The sequence below is a fragment of the Tranquillimonas alkanivorans genome, from assembly GCF_900115595.1.
GTDB lineage: Bacteria > Pseudomonadota > Alphaproteobacteria > Rhodobacterales > Rhodobacteraceae > Tranquillimonas > Tranquillimonas alkanivorans.
In genome coordinates, this window is sequence record NZ_FOXA01000001.1 from 75269 (window position 1) to 98595 (window position 23327).

The 23327-nt window shown below is 68.2% G+C and carries 23 protein-coding genes; 11 read left to right on the top strand and 12 right to left on the bottom strand.

What is annotated here, in order from left to right; genetic code table 11:
- Positions 1–28: 28 nt before the first annotated feature.
- The 3 genes from BM162_RS00415 (at position 29) to BM162_RS23435 (ending at position 1952) form a co-directional block, all read left to right on the top strand.
- Positions 29–1231: a pyridoxal phosphate-dependent aminotransferase gene (locus BM162_RS00415; protein ID WP_093416240.1), complete on the top strand. Its 1203-nt coding sequence runs from the start codon at positions 29–31 to the stop codon at positions 1229–1231.
- Positions 1231–1638, top strand: coding sequence for a hypothetical protein (locus tag BM162_RS00420; RefSeq protein ID WP_439332807.1), 408 nt, complete (start codon positions 1231–1233; stop codon positions 1636–1638). Before BM162_RS00415 ends, BM162_RS00420 begins: the two co-directional genes overlap by 1 nt.
- A 188-nt stretch (positions 1639–1826) precedes the next feature.
- Positions 1827–1952 carry a hypothetical protein gene (locus BM162_RS23435; protein ID WP_281243750.1) on the top strand — a complete coding sequence of 42 codons (126 nt, stop codon included), beginning with the start codon at positions 1827–1829 and terminating at the stop codon, positions 1950–1952.
- Positions 1953–1955: 3 nt separating this feature from the next.
- On the opposite strand, the gene BM162_RS00425 is transcribed toward BM162_RS23435, so the two are convergent.
- Positions 1956–2765 (bottom strand): DUF4198 domain-containing protein, encoded by an 810-nt coding sequence (locus BM162_RS00425; protein WP_245759134.1) that lies wholly within the window; start codon positions 2763–2765, stop codon positions 1956–1958.
- On the opposite strand from BM162_RS00425, the gene BM162_RS00430 reads away from it, so the two are divergent.
- Positions 2755–3918, top strand: coding sequence for a HupE/UreJ family protein (locus BM162_RS00430; protein WP_093416245.1), 1164 nt, complete (start codon positions 2755–2757; stop codon positions 3916–3918). The two genes, BM162_RS00425 and BM162_RS00430, sit on opposite strands and share 11 nt — an antisense overlap.
- A gap of 38 nt (positions 3919–3956) precedes the next feature.
- Here BM162_RS00430 and BM162_RS00435 read toward each other — a convergent pair whose 3' ends face one another.
- Entirely contained in the window at positions 3957–4853 is an 897-nt protein-coding gene (locus BM162_RS00435) for a UTP--glucose-1-phosphate uridylyltransferase (RefSeq protein ID WP_093416247.1), read from the bottom strand.
- Between the two features lie 468 nt (positions 4854–5321).
- On the opposite strand from BM162_RS00435, the gene BM162_RS00440 reads away from it, so the two are divergent.
- From BM162_RS00440 to ggpS, 3 genes are read left to right on the top strand one after another with little or no spacing between them, the layout of a single operon-like run.
- Positions 5322–6458, top strand: coding sequence for an NAD(P)H-dependent glycerol-3-phosphate dehydrogenase (locus BM162_RS00440; RefSeq protein WP_093416250.1), 1137 nt, complete (start codon positions 5322–5324; stop codon positions 6456–6458).
- The gene (locus BM162_RS00445; protein ID WP_177214998.1) at positions 6459–7235 is read left to right on the top strand and encodes an HAD-IIB family hydrolase; all 777 of its coding nucleotides are present in this window, start codon (positions 6459–6461) and stop codon (positions 7233–7235) included.
- 9 nt (positions 7236–7244) lie between these two features.
- Complete coding sequence (ggpS, locus tag BM162_RS00450; protein WP_093416253.1) at positions 7245–8747, top strand: glucosylglycerol-phosphate synthase; 1503 nt, start codon at positions 7245–7247, stop codon at positions 8745–8747.
- 59 nt (positions 8748–8806) lie between these two features.
- On the opposite strand, the gene BM162_RS00455 is transcribed toward ggpS, so the two are convergent.
- Positions 8807–9925: a polysaccharide biosynthesis/export family protein gene (locus BM162_RS00455; protein WP_093416255.1), complete on the bottom strand. Its 1119-nt coding sequence runs from the start codon at positions 9923–9925 to the stop codon at positions 8807–8809.
- A gap of 138 nt (positions 9926–10063) precedes the next feature.
- Between BM162_RS00455 and BM162_RS00460 the strand changes: the two genes are divergently transcribed.
- The 4 genes from BM162_RS00460 (at position 10064) to BM162_RS00475 (ending at position 14063) form a co-directional block, all read left to right on the top strand.
- Positions 10064–10915 carry an NAD-dependent epimerase/dehydratase family protein gene (locus BM162_RS00460; protein WP_143096092.1) on the top strand — a complete coding sequence of 284 codons (852 nt, stop codon included), beginning with the start codon at positions 10064–10066 and terminating at the stop codon, positions 10913–10915.
- Positions 10912–11565, top strand: a complete 654-nt coding sequence (locus BM162_RS00465) for a sugar transferase (RefSeq protein ID WP_093416260.1) — start codon at positions 10912–10914, stop codon at positions 11563–11565. The genes BM162_RS00460 and BM162_RS00465 overlap by 4 nt, the downstream gene beginning before the upstream one ends.
- Positions 11566–11606: 41 nt before the next feature.
- Positions 11607–12632, top strand: coding sequence for an SDR family NAD(P)-dependent oxidoreductase (locus tag BM162_RS00470; protein ID WP_093416263.1), 1026 nt, complete (start codon positions 11607–11609; stop codon positions 12630–12632).
- A gap of 108 nt (positions 12633–12740) precedes the next feature.
- Positions 12741–14063 (top strand): UDP-glucose dehydrogenase family protein, encoded by a 1323-nt coding sequence (locus BM162_RS00475; RefSeq protein WP_093416265.1) that lies wholly within the window; start codon positions 12741–12743, stop codon positions 14061–14063.
- Between the two features lie 35 nt (positions 14064–14098).
- Here the strand turns inward: BM162_RS00475 and ccoS are convergent, their stop codons facing one another.
- The 9 genes from ccoS to ccoN all read right to left on the bottom strand — a co-directional run bounded on the left by ccoS (position 14099) and on the right by ccoN (position 23239).
- Positions 14099–14260 (bottom strand): cbb3-type cytochrome oxidase assembly protein CcoS, encoded by a 162-nt coding sequence (gene ccoS, locus BM162_RS00480; protein ID WP_093416269.1) that lies wholly within the window; start codon positions 14258–14260, stop codon positions 14099–14101.
- Positions 14257–16425: a heavy metal translocating P-type ATPase gene (locus BM162_RS00485; protein ID WP_093416271.1), complete on the bottom strand. Its 2169-nt coding sequence runs from the start codon at positions 16423–16425 to the stop codon at positions 14257–14259. The genes ccoS and BM162_RS00485 overlap by 4 nt, the downstream gene beginning before the upstream one ends.
- Positions 16422–16883: a FixH family protein gene (locus BM162_RS00490; protein WP_093416274.1), complete on the bottom strand. Its 462-nt coding sequence runs from the start codon at positions 16881–16883 to the stop codon at positions 16422–16424. Before BM162_RS00490 ends, BM162_RS00485 begins: the two co-directional genes overlap by 4 nt.
- Positions 16883–18310, bottom strand: a complete 1428-nt coding sequence (ccoG, locus tag BM162_RS00495; RefSeq protein WP_093416277.1) for a cytochrome c oxidase accessory protein CcoG — start codon at positions 18308–18310, stop codon at positions 16883–16885. The genes BM162_RS00490 and ccoG overlap by 1 nt, the downstream gene beginning before the upstream one ends.
- Positions 18311–18391: 81 nt before the next feature.
- Positions 18392–19276 (bottom strand): LysR family transcriptional regulator, encoded by an 885-nt coding sequence (locus BM162_RS00500; RefSeq protein WP_093416279.1) that lies wholly within the window; start codon positions 19274–19276, stop codon positions 18392–18394.
- 380 nt (positions 19277–19656) lie between these two features.
- Positions 19657–20550: a cytochrome-c oxidase, cbb3-type subunit III gene (gene ccoP / locus BM162_RS00505; RefSeq protein ID WP_093416282.1), complete on the bottom strand. Its 894-nt coding sequence runs from the start codon at positions 20548–20550 to the stop codon at positions 19657–19659.
- Complete coding sequence (locus BM162_RS00510) at positions 20547–20777, bottom strand: cbb3-type cytochrome oxidase subunit 3 (protein WP_093416284.1); 231 nt, start codon at positions 20775–20777, stop codon at positions 20547–20549. The genes ccoP and BM162_RS00510 overlap by 4 nt, the downstream gene beginning before the upstream one ends.
- Before the next feature lie 10 nt (positions 20778–20787).
- Positions 20788–21618, bottom strand: coding sequence for a cytochrome-c oxidase, cbb3-type subunit II (gene ccoO / locus BM162_RS00515; RefSeq protein ID WP_093416286.1), 831 nt, complete (start codon positions 21616–21618; stop codon positions 20788–20790).
- 13 nt (positions 21619–21631) lie between these two features.
- The gene (ccoN, locus tag BM162_RS00520) at positions 21632–23239 is read right to left on the bottom strand and encodes a cytochrome-c oxidase, cbb3-type subunit I (RefSeq protein ID WP_093416288.1); all 1608 of its coding nucleotides are present in this window, start codon (positions 23237–23239) and stop codon (positions 21632–21634) included.
- Between the last annotated feature and the right edge of the window lie 88 nt (positions 23240–23327).

A 23327-nucleotide genomic window follows, 5' to 3' on the forward strand; every position in this document is an offset into this window, starting at 1 on the left:
GGCGCGCAACGTCCACTTGGAGACGACCATGCCCCTGCTTTCAGCGACATTGAATCGCGTCAAACCGTCTCCGACGATCGCGATGACCAACCTGGCGCTCGAGATGAAGGCGGCGGGCCGCGACGTGATCGGGCTGAGCGCGGGAGAGCCGGATTTCGACACGCCGGACCACATCAAGGCCGCCGCCAAGCGCGCGATCGACGACGGGCGCACCAAGTACACGGCCGTCGACGGCATCCCCGAGCTGAAGCAGGCGATCCGCGACAAGTTCCGGCGCGAGAACGGGCTGGACTACGACGCCACGCAGATCAGCGTCGGCACGGGCGGCAAGCAGGTGCTTTTCAACGCGCTGACGGCGACGCTGGACCCGGGCGACGAAGTGATCGTGCCCGCGCCGTACTGGGTCAGCTATCCCGACATGGTGCTGCTGGCCGGCGGCATGCCGGTGGTCGTGGAATGCGGGATCGAGTCCGGGTTCAAGATGACGCCCGCGCAGCTCGAGGCGGCGATCACCCCGAAGACGAAGTGGCTGATCTTCAACTCGCCCTCGAACCCGACGGGCGCGGGGTACACCCGTGAAGAGCTGAAAGGGCTGACCGACGTGCTGATGCGTCACCCGCATGTCTGGGTGATGAGCGACGACATGTACGAGCACCTGGTCTTCGACGGGTTCGAGTTCACGACGCCCGCCCAGGTCGAGCCGGGCCTGTATGACCGGACGCTGACCGTCAACGGCGTGTCGAAGGCGTACTCGATGACCGGCTGGCGCATCGGCTATGCGGGCGGGCCGGCCGAACTGATCGCGGGCATGCGCAAGGTCCAGTCGCAGTCGACCTCGAACCCCTGCTCGATCAGCCAGTGGGCCGCCGTCGAGGCGCTGAACGGGCGGCAGGACTTCCTGGACGATTTTCGCCTGGCCTTCGCCCGGCGGCGCGACATGGTGGTGCGGATGCTGAACGCCGCCGAGGGCGTGACCTGCCCCACGCCGGACGGCGCGTTCTACGTCTATCCCTCGATCACCGGCTGCATCGGCAAGACCGCCCCCGGCGGCACGGTCATCACCGACGACCAGACCTTCGCCACTGCGCTTCTGGAACAGAGCGGCGTGGCGGTGGTGTTCGGGGCGGCGTTCGGTCTGTCGCCGAACTTCCGCGTCAGCTACGCCACCTCGGACGCGGCGCTGACCGATGCCTGCACCCGCATCCAGACATTCTGCGCCGACCTGCGCTGATGAACGAGCTGCCGGAGTACTATTTCCGTATCCGCGAGAACGGGGCCTTCGTGTTCCGGGTGAATCCCGAGAACCGTCAGCGCCGGCTCGAAATGGACCAGATCGCCGCTGTCAACGTCCGCAACGGCGAGGTCAAGCCGCACGGCGGCCGCACGCTCAGCGACGCCGACCGGCAGGTTATCGACGAGTGGATGGAGGAGCGCCGCGCCGAGCTTGCCCGGCGCGAGATGTCGGACGTGCAGCAGACGGTGGAGCGGCTGAACCTCACCGCCCACTGGGCGCAGACGAAGGCCACGGATGACCAGCTTGAACAGGTGACCGGCGATCTGCTGATGGCGATGCACGACCTGCGCGCGGTTCTGGTCCGCAAGGCAGCCGACCGGCTGGACAAGGCCGGGACCGCCTGAGTCCTCGCGCCCCCTGCGGCATTTGCACTTTTTCGACGCCTTCGCGCCTTGTCGCCGTCGACAAGTGCGGCGGGCTGTCGTACGCTTAATTTTAAGGATCGGTGTGGCGACCACAACACGATCCACATGCGGCCGAGGCAGCCGCGGCGGGCAACGATCCGCCGGCAGACAGGAAAGGAACATCGCGCATGTCGATGCCCGTGACGTTCGACGACCTGATGGTGGCGGGGCTTGTCCTGCTGGCGATCCGGGGGCTTTGGCGAAGTTTCACCGACCTGCCCCACGAGCTTCCGACCGAGCAGACCGAGGTCTGACGCTCAGCCCGGCACCGCGAAGGTCAGGCTGCCCCACAGGCTTTCCCACATCGCGTCGTCCGCATCGGATTCACGCAGCACAACGTGGTCGAGCAGGTAGGTGTGGCCGGGCATGACCGGGACCACGGCGACGCCGTCCGCGTCCGTCGTCACTGTCGAAATCCCGACCTCGCCTTCGGCGTCCTTCTCGAAGATCTCCACCTGCGCGTTCGTGCGCGGGGCGCCTTCATACAGCACCCGCACGGGGAACCCGGCCGACAGGTCGTCGGTGTAGGGGTTGGCCAGCGCCACCAATTCGACCGTCAGTCCGACGGGGCGGTCCGCGCCCGCGCCGTCGCCCACGGCGACCAGGCTCTTGGCATGGCGCGAGTAGACCTCGGTCACGTCCTCTCGCGGCAGGCCGCGCGCCTCGTGCGCATCGGGCACCCATGCCGCGCCCTTGTGTGTGACGAAGCTCACGAAACTCCCCCAGTCGTCGTAGGTCAGGTCATAGTCGCGCGTGACGTGGACGATGACGTTCAGCCCCTCCGCCGGCGCTTCGGCGTCGAGCGCCGGCCGGTCGCCCAACCGCATCTTTACCGGCGCGACGGTGTCGCCGGCCGCGATCTCGAAGCGATGGAAGTTGCGCGGAAGATAGGCATAGGCCGAGCCGCCGTACGTCTGACCCACCCGGATATCCGCCACTATGCGGTCGCCGGCCTGCACGCTGAAGTCGTGCGGGTCGATCCAGAACTCGTGGCCCCAGGCCGGGATCATGCTAGCTAGCGCGAAAACCAGGCCCAGCAGAGGAGCGCGACATCCCATGGCAATCATTCCTTCGTCCTTGGCGGAAGGCAGGGTGTGGCGCGGGGCGCTGCTGTCAAGCCTGCTGCTGGCGCTCCTGACCTGCTGGGCCTCCGTCGCGCGGGCGCACGAGGTGCAGCCGGCGGTCGCGGACGTCTGGATCGAGGGCGACGCGCTGCGCATGGAGCTGAAGCTGACGCTCGAACCGCTGATGGCGGGCATCGACCTCGAAGGGCTCGATGACACCAACGCGTCGGACCGGACCGAGGCGAACGACGCGCTGCGAACGCTTGCACCGAACGAACTGGAGACGCGGTTCGAGGCATACTGGCCGGAACTGAGGGACGATTTGCAAATTCGCTCGGACGGCGAGCGGGTTGTTCCGCGCCTCGGAGGCGTCGACATCCCCAAGGTCGGCGACCCGGGCCTGCCCCGCCTTTCGCGCCTGCGCCTGACGGCCGACCTCCCGCCCGGCGACGCGCCGGTGACGGTCGCGTGGCCGGCCACGAACGGGGCTCTGGTCGTCCGCCAGATGGCGGCGGGCCCGGACGGCTACAGCGCCTACCTCGACCGCGGGGCCGAAAGCGCGCCGATGCCGCGCACGGGGACCGTGCAGCAATCGTCGCTCGAGGTTTTCACCGACTACGTCGTCATCGGATTCGCGCACATCATCCCGAAGGGACTGGACCACATCCTGTTCGTGCTGGGGCTGTTCTTCCTGTCGCAGAGGCTCGGCCCGCTGCTCTGGCAGGTGTCCGCCTTTACCGTTGCGCACACGGTCACGCTGGCGCTCGGCATCCTGGGGCTGGTCAGCGTGCCGGCCTACATCGTCGAGCCGCTGATCGCGGCCTCCATCGCCTATGTCGGGATCGAGAACGTGCTGTCGCGCGGCATGAACCCGTGGCGGCCGGTCGTCGTTTTCGCCTTCGGCCTGCTGCACGGGCTCGGCTTCGCGTCCGTCCTGGGCGAGATCGGGCTGAACCCGGCCCAGTTCGTGACCGGGCTGATCGGGTTCAACGTGGGCGTGGAGCTCGGCCAACTCGCGGTGATCGCACTGGCGTTCCTGGCGGTGGGCGTGTGGTCGCGCAACCGCACCTGGTACCGCAGCGTCATCGCCAATCCGGCCTCGATCGCCATAGCGCTGGTGGGCGCGTACTGGGCGGTGGAGCGGACGCTTCTGTAGGTCGGTCGCGCGCCCGATCGCCGGGCGCGCATGCCGGATCAGGCGGCGGGGCGCAGATCGAGCTTGTCGCAGAACTCGCTCAGCACCTCGGCATAGTCCTTGTCGCGGGCGGCCAGTGTCAGCGTCGCGGCCAGCATGCCCTGCTTCGAGCCGCAGTCGAACCGCTCGCCGCTGAACTCGAACCCGACCAGGCCCACCTTCTCGATCCCTGCCGCGATGGCGTCGGTCAACTGGATCTCGCCCCCGCTGCCGGGGCCCTGAACGGCCAGCGCGTCGAAGATGCAGGCGTCGAGGATGTAGCGACCGACGACGGCCTTGGTCGACGGCGCATCCGCCGGATCGGGCTTTTCGACCATGCCGCGCGCGAAGGTCAGCGGCCCCTCGGTGCGGGTCGGGGCCAGCACGCCGTAGGACGACACCTTTTCGCGCGGGACGTCCATCGTGGCGACCATGTGACCGGCGTCGGTCTTGGCATAGGCCTCGGCCATCTCGCTCAGGCATCCGGTCTCGCCCATGATCAGGTCGTCGGGCAGGATGACGGCCACGGCGCCCGGCAGCACGTGGTCGCGCGCGCAATTGACGGCGTGGCCGAGGCCCAACGGCTCGTCCTGCATCACGAAGACGATCTCGTGCTCGTCCTCGTCCAGCGCGGCGTCGTCCAGCTTGTCGGCGATCTTGACCTTGCCGCGCTCCTTCAGCGTCGCGGAAAGCTCCGCATCCTGGCGCACGTGTCGTTCGATGGCCTCTTTCGAGGGGTGGCTGACGAAGATCATCCGCTCGACGCCGGCGTCGCGCGCCTCGTCGATGGCGTACTGGATGAGCGGGGTGTCGATGACCGGCAGCAGCTCTTTCGGGGTGGCCTTGGTGGCCGGCAGGAAACGGGTACCCAGCCCCGCCACCGGGAAGATCGCGGTTCGGATTGTCGAATTGGTCATGGAAAGATGCTCCGCCTTGTAACGCTCGTCCGTCCGCGCACGCCCCGCGTGCGCTGCGTCGAGTTGCTGCAACGCAACATCGCCGCCCGGGTTCCAGTGAACGTGAAGGCGCCCAAGAGGTCAAAGTCGCCAAAGGGCGCGGCCGGTTCCGCCGAAACGCGCTAGAAGCACGGAAAAAGTGCTGTTTTCCACGATCCGACAGTTTGGCGCCGGTCAAGCCGCGCCGGTGCATGCGCCGCCGTGCGCCCAGTAAATGGGCGGCTAGCTTTATAAGTGGGCACCCGCGCCAGCCAATCCCGCCCGCGCCGCCCATGCTGCGGCTGCAAAGGCCCGCCGGTTGAAATCCGGCGGCAAGCACCTAGTGTCGAGGCGAACCATCGGACGAGAAACCATGAGACCCGCGGCGCGTTTGCCGACGTGCAGGCACCGTGCAGGCGAGGTCCGCCGAGATCGGGAAGAGGATCTGACATGGCAGCCCAGAGCGTACAGGACGCCGTCCCTGCGCAATCCCATCCCTATCGTCGCATCGCCGTCATCGGCGCGGGCTCATGGGGCACGGCGCTTGCCACCGTCGCCCGCCGCGCCGGGCGCGAGGTGGTCGTTTGGGGCCGCGACCCCGAGGTGGTCGAGGCCATTGCGCAGCGCGCCGAGAATCCTCGTTATCTGCCCGACGCGCCGCTGCCCGAAGGGATCGAGGCGACGACCGACATGGCGCAGGCGCTGAGCGGCGCCGAGGCGTTGATGATCGTCACGCCGTCTAAGACGCTGCGCGACATCTGCTGCGCGATGCGCCCCCACATCGGCGAGGGCGTTCCGGTCGCCCTCTGCGCCAAGGGGATCGAGGCGACGTCGGGCCTGCTGCTGGCCGAGGTCGCGGCCGAGGAAATGCCCGGCCACCCGGTCGGCGCGATCTCGGGCCCCACCTTCGCCAAGGAAACTGTGCTGGGGCACCCCACGGCCGCGACAGTCGCTTTCCCCTTCACCTATGAGAACCGGCTGAACCCGCAGGACAGCCCGGCGGCGCGCTTTGCGATCTCGCTCAGCTCCGACAGCTTCCGGCCCTACATCTCGGACGACCTCGTGGGCGTCGAGATCGGCGGCGCGGTCAAGAACGTCATCGCCATCGCCTGCGGCATGATGTCGGGCGCGGGCTTTGCCGAAAACACGCGCGCCGCGCTCATCACCCGCGGCATGGACGAGATGAAGACGCTGGCCGAGGTGTTGGGCGGCCGGCGCGAGACCGTCACCGGCCTGTCCGGCGCGGGCGACCTGACGCTCACCTGCTCGTCCGAGACGTCCCGCAACATGTCGCTGGGCACCCAGCTTGGCCGCGGCCTGAAGCGCGAGGAATGCTTCGACGGCCGCAAGGTCGTTGTCGAGGGCGAGGTGAACGCCGTCTCGGTCATCGACCTGGCCAGCCGCATCGGCGTGACGCTGCCCATCTGCGAAGCGGTGCACGCCGTCCTCCACCGCGGCGCCGATCTGCGAGAGACGTTCCGCACCCTCTGGTCCCGCCCGATCGAGGGCGAACCGAAGGCGTTGGAGATCTCGCTGAACCACCCGTTCTCGGGCGTCACGCCCGCCACTGCCACAGGAGCCCTCTGAATGAGCCTCGACCGCATCGCGGACCTGCCCGCCATGGCGGGACGCCACTTCATCCTGGCCACCGACCTCGACGGGACCTTCCTTGGCGGCAGCCAGGAGGAGCGGCGCGCGCTCTACGACTGGATCGAGGAGAACCGCGGCACCATCGGTCTGATCTTCGTCACCGGCCGAGACCCGAAGTTCATCGGAGAGCTTTGCCGCGATCACGGCGTGCCGTGGCCCGAATACGTGATCGGCGACGTGGGCACCACGATCGCCCGCGTGCTCGAGCAGGGCCGGATCGTGCCCATCGACGAGCTCGAGGAGGACATCGCGGGCCGCTGGCGCGACAGCGGCGACCGCGTGCGCGAGGCGCTGGACGGCGTGGCGGGGCTTCAGCTTCAGCCCACCGAGTTCCGCTACCGCGTCAGCTACGACCTCGACCCGCGCGACTTCGACCCACGCGCGGTCGAGATCGTCGAAGAACTGGAACTCGACCACCTGATCTCGGACAACCGGTATTTCGACGTGCTGCCCAAAGGCGTGTCGAAGGGCCCGTCGCTCAAGCGGCTGGTCGCGCATCTGGGCGTCCCGCCCGACCGGGTGCTGGCGGCGGGCGACACGCTGAACGACCTGTCGATGCTCGAGTGCGGGCTGCCGGCGGTCTGCGTCGGCAACGCCGAGCCCGCGCTGGTCGACCGCGTCGCCCCCCTGCCCCACGTCCACACGGCCGAGGCCGTCGGAGCCGCCGGCATACTGGAAGCCGTCCGCGTCCTGAACCTGCACGAGACCCCCTGAGGAGGCCCCATGCCCAGCGAACTGGTCATCGTCTATCACCGCCAGCCCTACGAAGAGGTCGAGGAAGACGGCAAGATCGTCTTCAAGGAGAACAAGAGCCCCAACGGCATCGTGCCCACGCTCAAGGGCTTCTTCGGCCGCGTCGAGAAAGGCGCCTGGGTCGCGTGGAAGCACGCCGACGACCCGTCGAACCCCGATTTCGAGCGCGTGGTCGAGATCGAGGACAGCTACGGCAAGTACTCGGTCTCGCGCCTGCCGCTGACGCCCGAACAGGTGAAGAGCTTCTACCACGTCACCTCGAAAGAGGCATTCTGGCCGATCCTGCACTCGTTCAAGGAAAAGTATAACTACGACCCCGTCGACTGGCCCACGTTCCGCGAGGTGAACTGGGCCTTCGCCGAAGCGGCGGCCGCCGAGGCCGCGGAGGGCGCGGTCGTCTGGGTCCACGACTACAACCTGTGGCTTGTGCCGGGATACCTGCGGCAGCTGCGCCCGGACGTGCGGATCAGCTTCTTCCACCATACGCCGTTCCCCTCGGCCGACATGTTCAACGTGCTGCCCTGGCGGCGCGAAATCGTCGGCAGCCTGCTGGCCTGCGACGTCGTGGGCTTCCACATCCCGCGCTATGCCGCGAACTTCCTGGGCGTCGCCGAAAGCCTCTTCGACGTCGAGGCCGCGCCGCGCACGCCGGTCAACCCGGACTTCGTGGGCGCGGGCACAGCGCTTGGCGAGAAGCGGGTTGCGAAGTCGCTCACCTATGAAGGCCGGAAGGTGCAGATCGCCGTCTCGCCCGTGGGGGTCGACGTCGACTACATCCAAAGCCGCGCCGAACAAGCCGACACGGTCAGCCGGGCCGAAGCCATCCGCGCGGGACTGGGCGACTGCAAGATGATCCTGTCGGTCGGCCGCACCGACTATACCAAGGGCGGCGCCGACCAGCTGATGAGCTTCGAGCGGCTGCTCGAAGAACACCCCGAGCTGCATCGCAAGGTTCGCCTGATGCACGTCTCGGTCTCGGCCAACCGCAACATGACCGTGTATGAAGAGATCCAGAACGAGATCGAGCAGGTCGCCGGCCGCATCAACGGACGCTTCGGCACGTTCGAGTGGCAGCCGGTGGCGCTGATCTCGCGCGCGATCCCGTTCGACGAACTCGTGGCCTATTACCGCTCGGCCGACGTGGCGTGGATCACGCCGCTGGCCGACGGCATGAACCTCGTGGCCAAGGAATTCGCCGCCTGCCGCACCGACGGCGACGGGGTGCTCGTGCTGTCGGAGTTCGCGGGCGCGGCGATCGAGTTGACCTCGGCAGTGCTGGCCAACCCGTTCTCGTACAAGTCGATGGACCGGGCGCTGATCCAGGCCATGGACATGGAGGAAGACGAGCGGCGTGGACGGATGGAAAAGATGCGCGAGACCATCCGCCGCTACGACATTAAAAGCTGGGCCGAAGACCAGATGGCCGGCTTCGCGGGCGTGGACCGCGCGGCGGGCGACCGAAGCGCGGCCTGATCCGCAGCCTGTCCTCCTATCAGCGAAGGGCCGCCGCTTATCGCGGCGGTCCTTTTCGTTCAGGTGTTGTTGGCCACTGTGGTGACAAGCCCGAAGGCCGCGCCGAACAGCGCGAAGGCCGTACGCAGGCTGGTGACCGGGCTTTCGGTGGCGATCACAACATCGCCGGCCTCGATCTCGAAGTTCTTGGCGCTAAACAGCCCGTCCGGCGTCGTCAGGTCGACCGAGAAGACCACATCCGTGCTGCGCGGGCCTCGCGCGCCCGGCACCAGCGCCGCGCGCGGGTATTCGCGCAGGACGAGGATGCCGCCCGGATCGGCGCGGGTTTCGACCACCCCGCCCATCAGCGCGATTGCCTCGAGCGCCGTCAGTTCGTCCTGCGGGAAGTACACGATCTCTTCTCGGCCGGACGCGCCGAGCGCGAGGAAGAAGCGTTCGTCCTCCTCCACGATCACCTTGTCGCCGCCGACGAGCACGGCGTCCGCCTCCGGATGCTCAAAGAGCGTGTCCGCCGCGACGGCATAGACCTTGCCCCCGCGCTGAAGCTTGACGCGCGGGTTGCGCAGGGTCGTCGGGATGCCCCCGCCTTGGCTGATCAGGCTCAGGACCGAGTAGTTGCGGTTCGGCAATGGGTACGAGCCCGGCGTGGTCACGCCCGCCACCAGGTCGACCGTGTTCTGCCGCCCGGCATCGAAGGTCACCTGGACCTGCGCGTTGGGCGAGATGGACTCGAGCTCGCGCTGGATCGCCTCGCGCGCGCGCTCCGGGCTCATGCCGGCGACGCGAACCTCGCCCACGTAGGGAATGAAGACGCGTCCGGCGGGACTGACGGACATCGCGCCCAGCGGCGCGACCTGCTGGCCCGGCGCCGTCAGCAGCGAATTGGTGTCGCTGTCCCAGATCGTGACGTTCAGCGTGTCGCCCGGCTGGATGATCTGCCCCACCGAGCCGGGCATGGCCCGAGGCCACCCGTCGCTGCGCTCCACCGGCGTCTCGGGCCAGGTCTCGACCACCGGAAGAAGCGCGCGCGTGACCTGGTAGAAGGCAAAATCGGCGTCCGGCTTCGCCGCCTCGCGCGTGATCTCACGTTCGACGACGGCCCCGCGCGGCAACTGCGAACAGCCGCTCAGCGTGACGGCCGCCGTCAAAGCCGCGATAAGCCCCTTGCGCAGTATCATTCCCTGCCCTCGTTCATGCCCTGCCCTCGTTCATGATGTTGCGGCCTGAAAGCCGGAATCTTGATCGGCAGGATACAATCGTGCAGACGGAACACAACTTGTGCGCCTCCGGCAGGCGCGGAAACGCGGAGGCGTGACTTGGCTGCGGCACTGATGTTCGGCGGCGCGACCGGGCGCGTGGGGCACCTGCTGCGCCGCGCATGGTCTGTGACAGCGGCGGACCGGCCGCTCTGGTGCGCCCGAACGGCCGCTCCCGGCATCGACCTTGTCTGGGACATGACGACGCCGCCCCCCGCCTTTCCGGCCGCAGGCGGCGCCGCCGGGGTGTGCCTTGCGGGCGTGACGCCCGGCCGCGGCGACCTTGCGGCGAATGTGACGCTGGCGCTTGCGGCACACCGCGCGGCGTCGGAATGGGGCCTGTCGCATCTGTTCGTGGTGTCGACTTCCGCCATTTATGGCGCGACGGAACGAGACCCCGTTTCCGAGGACACCGCGCCGCGCCCCGTCAATCCCTATGCAAATGCGAAGCACAAGATGGAGCAAGCGCTTCTGGCGCAGGCCGCAGAAGCCGATCCCCCGGTCACCGTCCTGCGGCTCGGCAATGTCGCGGGCGCGAGCCAGCCGTTCCTGAACGCCATCGAGGGCGAAGCGCTACGCCTCGACCGGTTCGGGGACGGACACGGCCCCAGCCGGTCCTATATCGGTCCCCTTGGCCTGGCCCGGGTGCTCAATGCGCTCACCGGTCACGCATTTGCCGGGCACCGCCTGCCCGACGTGCTGAACGTCGCCGCCCCCCAACCGGCCGAGATGGCCGCGGTGCTCGCCGCGCTTGAAACGTCGTGGGAGTTCACTCCGGCTGGCCCCGACGCCGTGCAGTTTCTCCACCTCGACACCACCCGGCTCGAGGCGATCTGCCCCGGCGCCGCCGGCCACGGAACAGCCGAGGCGTTGGTCGCCGAGCTCCGCTCGGTCCCACGGTCCGCGCCATGACCCCGGCGAAACGCGCCTTCGACATCGTGCTGGCGCTGGTGCTAGGCCTGGTCCTGCTGCCCCCCCTCGCCCTGTTGCTCCTCGTGCTGCTCGCGACGTCGGGCCGGCCGTTGTTCTACGGGTCCGAGCGCATGAAGACGCCGGAGCGCGGCTTCACGCTATGGAAGCTGCGCACGATGACCGTCGTGCGGGACGACGCCGGCGTCTCGGGCGGGGACAAGTCCACCCGCATCACGCCCGCCGGCCGCATCCTGCGCCGCACCCGGCTGGACGAGATCCCACAGCTCTGGAACGTGCTGCGCGGCGACATGAGCTTCGTGGGCCCGCGCCCGCCCCTGCGGCAATACGTCGAACGTTTCCCCGACCTCTACGCCCGGGTCCTGCGCTCCCGCCCCGGCATCACCGGGCTGGCGACACTACGCTACCACCGGCACGAGGAACGACTGCTTGCGCGCTGCGGCAGCGCGGCGCAGACCGATCTCGTCTACGCGCGCCGTTGCGTACCCCGAAAGGCGACGCTCGACCTGATCTACCAGCGCAATCGGACGCTCTGCCTCGACCTCGCGCTCGTCGGCGAAACGGCGGCGCGCGCGCTCTGCGTGCGCGCATCCCGCATGCGAACCCGCCGACCAACGCGCTTGCATATGTGAGGGAGAGAGGGAATCGTGCGGGCAAATTGCAGAGGATCCCGATGACAGACAGCACCCGCCCCACCGCCCTCGTCACCGGCTCCGCCGGGTTCATCGGGATGCATGTCTGTGAACGGCTGCTGGCGGACGGCTATCGCGTGGTCGGCATCGACTCGATGAGCGACTACTATGACGTGGCGCTGAAGGAAGCGCGCCATGCCCGGCTGGCCCGCTCGAACGGCTTCACCGCCGAGGTCGGCCGGATCGAGGAGCCGGAGCGGCTGATGCGGCTGTTCGAAGCGAACACCCCGGACCTCGTCGTCCACCTCGCCGCGCAGGCCGGCGTCCGCTACTCGATCGAGAACCCTCGTTCGTATGTCGAGGCGAACCTGCAGGGCACGTTCGAGCTGCTCGAGGCCGCGCGGGCGCATCCGCCGGAGCACATGCTGCTGGCCTCGACCAGTTCGGCCTATGGCGCCAGCACCGAGATGCCGTACCGCGAGACAATGAAGGCCGACACGCAGATGTCGTTCTACGCGGCGACGAAGAAGGCGACCGAGGCGATGGCACATTCCTACGCCCATCTCTACGGCCTGCCGATCAGCATGTTCCGCTTCTTCACGGTCTACGGGCCGTGGGGCCGGCCGGACATGGCGCTCTTCAAGTTCACCCGCGCCATCCTGACCGGCGAGCCCATCGACATCTACAACCACGGCGAGATGTCGCGCGACTTCACCTATATCGATGACCTCGTGGAAGGCATCCGCCGCCTGGCCGATGCCGTGCCCGAGCGGCCGGAGGGCGGCGTGGTGCCCGAGGGTGACAGCCTCTCGCCCGTCGCCCCCTTCCGGGTGGTCAACATCGGCAACGGTGCACCGGTGCCGCTGATGGAGTTCGTCCGCGCGGTCGAGGCCGCGACGGGGCGCGAGGCCGAGAAGCGATACCTCGACATGCAGCCGGGCGACGTTCCCGCAACCTGGGCCGACACCAGCCTGCTCAACGCGCTGACGGGGTACGCGCCCACCACGCCCGTGGAGGAGGGTGTGGGCCGATTTGTCGACTGGTATCGCGGCTACTATGCCGTCTAATTGGTCAATCGCTCATCAATTGGAGGAGCGGCAGCACGACGGGCTGGCGTTCCGCATCATCTTCCGGCACATCCTGAGTAACGATTGATCTGAACGGAGTTTCTCGCGATGCGCATTGCGATGATCGGGACGGGATATGTAGGACTCGTCTCCGGTGTATGTTTTTCGGATTTCGGGCACGACGTGATCTGCGTCGACAAGAACCCGGCCAAGATCGAGATGCTCGAGCGCGGCGAGGTGCCGATCTTCGAGCCCGGTCTCGACGCCCTGCTCGCCCGCAACGTCGACGCCGGGCGGCTGACCTTCACGACCGACCTCGCCAAGGCCGTCAAGGGCGCCGACGCGGTCTTCATCGCCGTGGGCACGCCGACGCGCCGGGGTGACGGGCACGCGGACCTCTCCTACGTCATGGCCGCCGCCGAGGAGATCGCGCATGCCATGGACGGCTACACGGTCGTCGTGACCAAGTCGACGGTGCCCGTGGGCACCAACCGGCAGGTGCAGGAGGTGATCCGCGGCGCCAAGCCCGACGCCGAGTTCGACGTCGCCTCGAACCCCGAGTTCCTGCGCGAGGGCGCGGCGATCGACGACTTCATGCGCCCCGATCGCGTGGTCGTCGGCGTGCAGTCCGACCGTGCGGCGGACGTGATGTCCGAGATCTACCGCCCGCTCTTCCTGCGCGACTTCCCGATCGTCACCACCGACCTCGAGTCGGCCGAGATGATCAAGTACGCCGCCAACGCCTTCCTCGCCGTGAAGATCACCTTCGTGAACGAGATCGCGCGCCTGTGCGAACAGGTCGGCGCCGACATCAAGCAGGTGTCGAAGGGCATCGGCCTCGACGGCCGCATCGGCAACAAGTTCCTGCATGCCGGCCCCGGCTATGGCGGCTCGTGCTTTCCGAAGGACACCCGCGCCTTCGCCCGCACCGGGCAGGAGCACGCCGCGCCGCTGCAGCTGGTCGAAACCGTGATCAAGGTAAACGACGAGGTGAAGCGCCGCATGATCGACAAGGTCATGGACCTGTGCGGCGGCAGCGTGAACGGCAAGACGGTCGCGGTGCTGGGCGTCACCTTCAAGCCCAACACCGACGACATGCGCGAGGCCCCGTCGCTGACCATCGTGCCCGCGCTCGTGGGCGGCGGCGCGAAGGTGCGCGTGGTCGACCCGCAGGGCCGCCGCGAGGGCGAGGCGCTGCTGCCGGGCGTGCACTGGTGCGATGATCCCTACGAGGCGGCCGAGAAGGCCGACGTCGTGGTGATCCTGACCGAGTGGAACGAGTTCCGCGCCCTCGACCTCAAGCGCATGGCCGAGCGGATGGAGACCCCCCGCATGGCCGACCTGCGCAACGTCTACTCCTCCGCGGACGTAAAGGAGGCGGGCTTCACCGCCTATGCGGCGGTCGGGCGGCGGGACGATCTGACCCTTTGACGAGGGGGCGGGCGGGCCTCCGGAAGGGCCGCCCGTCAGTCCCGCTTCGGCGCGTCGTCGTAATCGTCGGTGAGAATCCGGGCGGCATCGCCCTCCGGGTCCTCGAACTGGCGGCGGCGCAACGCCCACAGGAAGGCGACGAGCCCCGCGCCGCCCAGGATCAGCGACACCGGGATCAGGAAGACGAGCACGTTCATCGGCGCACCCTCAGTGCGTTGAGCGAAACCGAGATCGACGAGGTCGACATCGCCAGCGCCGCCGCCAACGGCGTGGCGAAGCCCGCCAGCGCCACCGGAATGGCCACGGCGTTGTAGGCCGCGGCGATCCCGAAGTTCTCGCGAATGCGGCGCACGGCGGCGCGGCCGGTCTCGACCGCCTCGGGGATCGCCGTCAGGTCGTTGCCCAGAAGCACGATGTCCGACACCACCCGCGCCGCGTCGAGCGCCGAGGCCGGCGAAATCGAGGCATGCGCGGCGGCAAGCGCCGCCGTGTCGTTCAGCCCGTCGCCGACCATCAGCACCCGGCGGCCCTGCGCCGCCAAGTCAGCGATGACCTGCTGTTTTTCGTCCGGCCGCACGCCGGCACGCCAGTCGCTCAGCCCCGCACGTTCGGCGGTGTCCGCGACGGCGGCGGCATTGTCGCCGGACAGCAGCATCGCCTCCACCCCCAGCGCCTCGAGCTTGCCCACCGCCTCGGCCGCGCCCGGCCGCAGCCGGTCCGTGAAGCGGAAGGCGCGATGTGCGCCGTCGCCGAGGTCGAGATAGGTCGCCGTCGCCTCAAGCATCTCGGCTTCAGTCCAGTCCGCGCGCCCCAGCCGGACGCGGCGGTCCTGCCAGCGGCCCTCGACCCCGTGGCCGGGCTGCTCGGCGATGCCCTCGACCCGCGCCGCGGCAATGCCGCGCTCGGCCAGCGTCTCCGCCAGGCTCCGGGCCAGCGGGTGCGACGACGCCTCGGCCAGCGCGCGGGCGACGGCCAGCGTGTCGTCGTCATGCGCAGCCAGCCCCACCGGGTCCACGCGCCCTTCGGTCAGCGTGCCGGTCTTGTCGAAGACGACGGTGTCGATCTCGGCCAGCCTTTCCAGCGCGGTGGCGGACTTCACCAGAAGTCCCCGGCGGTACAGCCGCCCGGTCGCCGCCGTGGCCACCGCCGGAACGGCGAGCCCCAGGGCGCAGGGGCAAGTGATGATCAGCGTGGCGACCGCGACGTTCAGCGCGAAGCGCACGTCGCCGGTGGCCCAGACCCAACCCACGAAGGCGAAGAGGGCCAGCAGGTGAACGGCGGGGGCGTAGATCGCGGCGGCGCGGTCGGCCAGCGGCGTGTACTTCGTGCGCGCGCCTTCGGCCAAGGCCACCAGGTCCCGCATCCGGGCCAGCGTCGTGTCCTGCCCGGCGGCGGTGACGCGGACGGTCATCAGGCCGGTCAGGTTCACCTCGCCCGCATGTACGTCGTCCCCCTGCCCCGCCGCGACCGGCAGGCTTTCGCCCGTCAGGAACGACCGGTCGATCTCGCTCGCCCCCTCGCTCACGACGCCGTCGGCGGGAAAGCGGGCGCCGGGGCGGACGCGGACCAGGTCGCCGGCGCGCAGTTCGGCCACGGCGATCACCTCCTCGCCCATGTCGGTCAGCCGCGTGGCGCGCGGGACCTCCAACGCCGAAAGCTCCTCGGCCGCGGAGCGCGCGGCGTGACGCATCCGCATGTCGAGGAAGCGCGCGCCCAGCAGGAAGAAGGTCAGCGACAGCGCCGCGTCGAAATAGGCATGCGCGCCGCTCTGCAATGTCTCGTAGACCGACAGGCCTGCGGCGAGGATCAGCGCCAGCGAGATCGGCACGTCCATGTTCAGCCGCTTCGCCGATACCGCCCGCAGCGCGCTGCGGAAGAAGGGCTGGCCCGAGAAGGCGAGCGTGGGGATGGCGATGGCGGCCGAGATCCAGTGGAACAGGTCGCGGGTGGCGTCGGTGGCGCCCGACCACACGGCGACCGACAGCAGCATCACGTTCATCATCGCGAAGCCGGCCACGGCCAGCCGCATCAGCAGGTCACGCGACGCCCGGTCGCCCGTCCCGCTAAGCAGGGCGGCGTCGAGTTCGTGCGCCTCGTAGCCCGCGCGGCCCAAGGCCGCGACCAGCGTCTCGACCGGGACACCGGGCGCATCCACGCTCGCCCGTTTCAGCGTCAGGTTCACGCGGGCGTCGTTCACGCCCGGCACCTTGCGCAGCGCACCCTCGACGCCGGTGATGCAGGCGGCGCAGTGGATGTGGGGCAGCGACAGGAGCGTGCCGGTCGCCACCGCCGCGTCGCGCCCCGAGGGTGCGGCGGCGCACGCCCCGCAGGCGGCGGGGCTGGGGACCTCGGCAAGGCTCATGTGCGCGGGCTCACGAACAGTTCGAGCCGCTGGCGGAACAGCGTGCCGTCGGCGGCCTCGGCCTCGAGCCGCAGCTCCCAGTAACCGTTGCCGAGATCGGCGGGGGCCCGGAACTGTCGCCCGTCGAAGACGAAGGCCGGGGTCATGTCGTCGGCCACGTGCGTCGCCCGGCCCAGCGTGGCGTCGAGCCGCGCGGGCTCGACCACCTCGCCCCCGGGGCCGGTCACGGCCAGCAGCAGCTCGTGCCCCTCGTGGCGCAGGTCCATCGTCCAGCCCAGCGCCTCCTGGGCGGCGCGGTCGGCGTCGAAGCTTTGCGAGGCAACGTACGAATTCGCCACCTCGAGCCCCGGGAACGTCTTCACCGCGTTGACCGCCAGCGTGATGTTCACCCCGATGATGATCGCGAACGCGCCCGCGGTGACGGCAAAGACCTGGCGGCCGGTAATCTCTCGGGTCATCACTGTGTCCTTCCGTTGAAGACGCTGTCGACGTAGGCGCGGTCGCCGGTGTTCAGGTCCTCGACCCAGAACCGGACCTCGGTCGCCTCGGCCTGCGCGGGGGCCGAGCCCTCGGGCGCGGTAACGTAGACGCGTTGAAGCTTGGTTGAATCAGCGGGCACCCAGAGCGATTCGTACGGCGTGCCCTCGACCGTCAGGCGCAGCGACGGATGGCCCGTCGCCCACATCCGGAACAGGCGTGTGTCGCCGTGTTTGTTGCGCAGGCGCACGTCATAAGTGTTGCGGATGTCGCCGTCGGACATCACCACGAACTGGGGATTGCGCACCGGGGCCACCGTCATGTCGATGTCGGGCCGGATGAACAGCGCCACCAGTAGCGCCAGCCCGATGCCGCCCCATAGCGAGGTGTAAAGCACCGTGCGCGGGCGGAAGACGTGCTTCCAGATCGGGCGCGGCTCTTCCCCCGCCCGCTCGGCCTGTTCGTCGGTCAGCGCCATGTAGTCGATCAGGCCGCGCGGCTTGCCGACCTTGTCCATCACGTCGTCGCAGGCGTCGATGCACAGCGCGCAGGTGATGCACGCCATCTGCTGGCCGTCGCGGATGTCGATCCCCATGGGGCACACGTTGACGCAGGCGTTGCAGTCGATGCAATCCCCCAGCGCCTCGGCTCCCTTGGCCTTGCGGTGCTTGCCGCGCGGCTCGCCCCGCCAGTCGCGGTAGGCGACCGTCAGCGTGTCCTCGTCCATCATCGCCGCCTGGATGCGCGGCCACGGGCATGCATAGATGCAGATCTGTTCGCGCATGAAGCCGCCGAAGACGAAGGTCGTCGCCGTCAGCAGCGCGATCGTCAGGTAGGCCACCGGACGGGCGTCCAGCGTCACGAGGTCCACCAGCAGCGTCGGCGCATCGGCGAAATAGAAGACCCACGCCCCGCCGGTGGCCAGCGCGATGAGGATCCACGCCGCGTACTTCGTCAGCCGCAGCCGCCACTTGCGGGCGTCCCACTTCGCCTTCCACAGCCGGACACGGGCGTTGCGGTCGCCCTCGATCCAGCGCTCGACGAGGATGAAGAGGTCGGTCCACACCGTCTGCGGGCAGGCATAGCCGCACCAGACCCGCCCCAGCGCCGAGGTGAAGAGAAAGAGGCCGAGCCCCGCCATGATGAGCAGGCCCGCGATGAAATAGAATTCATGCGGCCAAATCTCGATCCAGAAGAAGAAAAAGCGCCGCCCGGCAAGGTCCACGAGCACCGCCTGGTCGGGCAGGTTCGGACCCCGGTCCCAGCGAATCCACGGCAGAAGGTAGTAGATCCCGAGGGTCACCCCCATGATCCACCACTTCAGCGTGCGGAACTTGCCGGTAACGCGGCGCGGAAAAATCGGTTCGCGGGCCGCATACAGCGATCCGCTTTGTTCGGTGGAAGCCATACGAAGACGGTCCCCTATGTCCTGTTCGCGCAGCGTATATGGACGCTGGCGGTTCAGGCTTCATTGACCTGAATCAACACGTCATGTCGCACCCTCGCGCGCGGCCTTCCTGATCCAGGCGGCGAAGGCGCGGGCGGCGGGTCGCATGGCCGACGGCCGGGTGACGAGGTAATAGCCGCGATCCGGCATCTCGTCCTCGAACAGCACGCGGACGCGTCCCTCCTCGATGTCCGGCTCGACGAAGGCACGGGCGGTGGCCGACACGCCGTCGCCGCGCCGCACGCTTTCCAGGATCAGGTTGCCCGGCAGGTGCGTCATCGCGCCGGTGCGCTGCGCGGTGACGCCGTGCGAGGTCAGCCAGTCGTTGATCTCGGTCGTGCCGACCTCCTGCAGCCACGGCAGGTCCAGCAGGTCCGACGGCTTTTCGATCTCCCGCGCGCCGATCAGGGAGTCGGCGGCAACGACGACGAGGCTCGCGTCGATCAGCAGCTCGCTCTCGAACCCCGGCCAGTCGCCCAGCCCATACCGGATGGCGATGTCGATGCCGCCGGGCGTCGGATCGGCGACCACGGGTGTAGGGTTCACCATGATGTCGATGCCCGGATGCACCGCGCGGAAGGCCGACAGCCGGTCCATCAGCCAGTTCGAGGCGAAAAGCGGCGTCGTGGTGATCTGAAGTGGCCGCGCGGCGTCGGCGCCCGTCAGTGCGTCGATCTCGACCCCGATGGCGCCGAAGGCGTTCAGCAGCGCCTCGGCCAGCCGGTCGCCCTCGGGCGTCAGTGTCAGGCGGCGGCCGCCCCGGTCGACCAGCATCACGCCCAGATGCGACTCGAGCGTGCGAAGCTGCTGGCTGATCGCGGCGTGGCTGACGTTCAGCGCCGCGCCGGCCGCCGACAGGCTGCCATGCTCGGCCAGGGCCGCGAATGCGCGCAGGGCGCCGAGGGGAGGGAAGGTTCGCCAGTCCATGATGTAAGTTCTGCTTACAAGTGTAATTTCTTTCCGACTGGCGCAAGGCACAGCGAGAGACGATATGGCAAGCTATCGCAACCCTTTGGCAGGAGAGAGGCCATGTTCAACATCTACGCCCAGACTTTCATGATCGCCAGCCGCGCCGAGAAGCCCGCGCCGCGTCCGGCCCCCAAGCCGATCCGCCGTTGGTTCCGCCGCGCACAGGTGCGCCCGGCTTGAGACATCGAAAACGGAAAGCGAAGCGAACGTGAAAGGCGCCCTCCGGACCGGACGGGTGCCTTTTTCGTGCGCTTGAAGGATGCGCCGGCTCCGCGATTGCGCGAACAGGAGGCGGAGCCGGCGCGGTCAACCGGGGCCGCGACCCCGGTATCTCGGTATCACTCGACCTGCTGGCCGCCGCCCAAGCCGTGGACGTAGGCCGCCACCGCCTTGATCTCGGCTTCGGTCAGACCCTGCGGGCCGCGGAACGTCTCGGCCCAGGCCGGCATCACGCCGAAGCGGCTGTAGGTCACCGTCTCGGTCAGCGTGTCGACGTCGCCGCCGTAAAGCCAGATCGCATCGGTCAGGTTCGGCGCGCCCAGGAAGTTGTCGCCTGTGCCGTCCGCGCCGTGGCAGGCCGCGCACTGCTCTTCGAACACCTGCGCGCCTTCCCCGGCCAGCGTCGCGTCATGCTCCTGCCCCGAGATGGCGCGGACGTGCTGCACCACCGCTGCGATCTGCGCATCCTCCAGGATGTCGCCGAAGGCCGGCATCTCGGAGTACCGCGCGTCCGGCGACTGCTCGTTCCGGATGCCGTGAGCGACCGTGAAGGCGATGTCGTCGATCGTGCCGCCCCAGAGCCAGGCGTCGTCCAGCAGGTTGGGGTAGCCCGGTGCTCCCGCCGCGCCCGAGCCGTGGCACTGCGAGCAGTTGTTGCGGAAGACCGCCGCGCCAGCGTTGACCGCGAAGGTCTGCAACTCGGGGTCCTGCGACAGCGAGGCGAGCTCGACCTGCGCCAGTTCCTCGACGATGGCGGCGTTCGCCTCGTCCACGGCGGCGATGTCGCGCTGCACCTGCTCGCGGGTCGAGAAGCCCAGGAGCCCCGGCGTGGCCTCGGAGATCAACGGCCAGGCGGGATAGGCGATGGTGTAGAGCACGCCCCAGACAATGGTGGCGTAGAAGGTCCACAGCCACCAGCGGGGAAGCGGGTTGTTGTATTCCTCGATCCCGTCCCAGGAATGACCCGTCGTCTCGACGTCGTGCTCGTTCTTCTTGTCGTTCTGCGTGCTCATTTGCGCACCTCTTTCACAAAGGCGGGCGGGACGTCGCAGGTGCAGTTTTCGCAGGTGCGGCAGTCCGGCTTCGGCGCGTCCTCGTGGCGGAACGGGACGTTGCCCGCGTCCTGGTGTGTGCCCCGGCTGCCCGGGCGGAACGCCCAGGCGATGGTCCCGAGGAAGAACAGCACGAGCGCCAGAAGCACCCAGCTGTCCGCGATCTCGCGCAGGATGTGATAGTTCATCGCTGGCTCCTTACCGGCTGGCGTCGGCTTCGAAGGTCGAGAAATCGACCAGCGTGCCGAGCATCTGGAGATAGGCGATCAGGGCGTCCATCTCGGACACGCCGGGCTGGCCGTCGAAGTTGCGCACCTGCGCTCCCGGATAGCGTTCGAGAAGAGCGTCCACGTCGCCGAACGGGTCCACCTGCGTGAGCACGTCCTGCGCCGCGACCTCCAGCATCTCCTCGGTATAAGGGACACCGACCGCAGCGTGCGTGGCCACCACCTCGGCGGTCTGCTGCGGATCGACCCGGCGATCCAGAAGGAACGCGTAGTTCGGCATCACCGACTCGGGCACCACTGATTGCGGGTCGATGAAGTGATCCACGTGCCACTCGTCCGAGTAGCGGCCGCCGACGCGGGCAAGATCGGGGCCCGTCCGCTTCGAGCCCCACTGGAACGGGTGGTCGTACATCGACTCGGCCGCCAGGCTGTAATGGCCATAGCGCTCGACCTCGTCCCGCATGGGCCGGATCATCTGGCTGTGGCAGACATAGCAGCCCTCGCGGACGTAGATTTCGCGCCCCGCCAGTTCCAGCGGCGAGTACGGCCGCACGCCCTCGACCTCCTCGACCGTGTTCTCGAGATAGAACAGCGGCGCGATCTCGACGATGCCGCCGATGGTCACCACGAGGAACGAGAAGACCAGAAGCAGGGTCGCGTTCTTCTCGAGGATCTTGTGCTTGTCGATGAACTTCGAGTGGTGGGGAAGTTCGTTGGGAACCTCCCCCGGCGCGTCCTTCAGCTGGCTCACCTTCGGGTCCTCGTCCGGACCCGGGATGTCCTTGCGTTCATAGTCGGTCATCCTCCGACCCTCCTTATTCGGCCGGAGCCATGGCAGCGGGCGCGGTCTGCTTTGCAGGCGCGCTGCGCACGGTCATCCAGAGGTTGTAGCACATGATGATCCCGCCGGTCAGGTAGAGCACGCCGCCCAGCGCGCGGACCACGTACATCGGGAACTTGGCGCTGACGGTGTCGGCGAAGCTGTTGACCAGGAAGCCGTTGGCGTCGACCTCGCGCCACATCAGGCCTTCCATGATGCCGGTCACCCACATCGACGCGGCGTAGAGAACGATGCCGATCGTCGCGAGCCAGAAGTGCCAATTGACCAGCGACAGGCTGTACAGCCGCTCGCGGTTCCACAGGCGCGGGGTCAGGAAGTAGAGCGCACCGAAGGTGATCATGCCGTTCCAGCCCAGAGCGCCGGAGTGAACGTGACCGATGGTCCAGTCGGTGTAGTGGCTCAGCGAGTTGACCGCGCGGATCGACATCATCGGGCCTTCGAAGGTCGACATGCCGTAGAAGCCGATCGAGACGACCATCATGCGGATAATCGGGTCGGTGCGCAGCTTGTCCCAGGCCCCCGACAGGGTCATCAGACCGTTGATCATGCCACCCCACGACGGCATCCACAGGATGACCGAGAACACCATGCCCAAGGTCGAGGCCCAGTCGGGCAGCGCGGTGTAGTGCAGGTGGTGCGGACCCGCCCAGATGTAGAGGAAGATCAGCGCCCAGAAGTGGATGATCGACAGCTTGTAGCTGTAGACCGGCCGCTCGGCCTGCTTGGGCACGAAGTAATACATCATCCCCAGGAAACCCGCGGTCAGGAAGAAGCCCACCGCGTTGTGGCCGTACCACCACTGGGTCATCGCGTCCTGCACGCCGGCGAAAACCTGCACCGACTTCGACCCCCAGATCGAAACCGGGAGCGCCAGGTTGTTGACGATGTGCAGCATCGCCACGGTCACGATGAACGACAGGTAGAACCAGTTCGCAACGTAGATGTGGGGCTCTTTGCGCTTGATGATCGTGCCGAGGAACACGGCCAAGTAGGCGACCCAGACGATGGTCAGCCACCAGTCCACGTACCATTCCGGCTCGGCGTATTCCTTCGACTGCGTCGCGCCCAGCAGGTAACCGGTCGCGGCCAGCACGATGAAAAGGTTGTAGCCCCAGAACACGAACCACGACAGGTTGCCGCCCCAAAGCCGCGCCGCGCTGGTACGCTGGACCACGTAGAACGAGGTGCACAGAAGCGCGTTGCCGCCGAAGGCGAAGATCACGGCCGAGGTGTGCAGCGGACGCAGACGCCCGAAGTTTGCATAGCCCTCGGCCCAGTCGAAGTTAAGCTGCGGATAGGCCAGCTGGAAGGCGATGAAGACGCCGACGAGGAAGCCCACGACGCCCCAGCCCGCGGTGGCGATCACGCCCGCGCGCACCACCCCGTCGTTATAGCCGACGGGCGCGGCCGCGGCAGGTTTCGGTTCCTCCGTGTTGCGCAGTGTCCAGACGAACATCCCCGCCGCGATGAACATGATGATGAGCGCGTGCACGAGGTAGGCCGGATCGCGGGCATAGTTGGCAGCGATGGCCGCCAGAACCGCGATCAAGCCCAGCGCGAGCAGCTTGACGTAATCCCACATGGTTTCGTTGTCCCCTTATTTCTCCGCACGTGCGTCCAGCGGCCGGCCGCCGCGCAGATCTCGACGGCGCCTATGTGCCCGTGCCGGC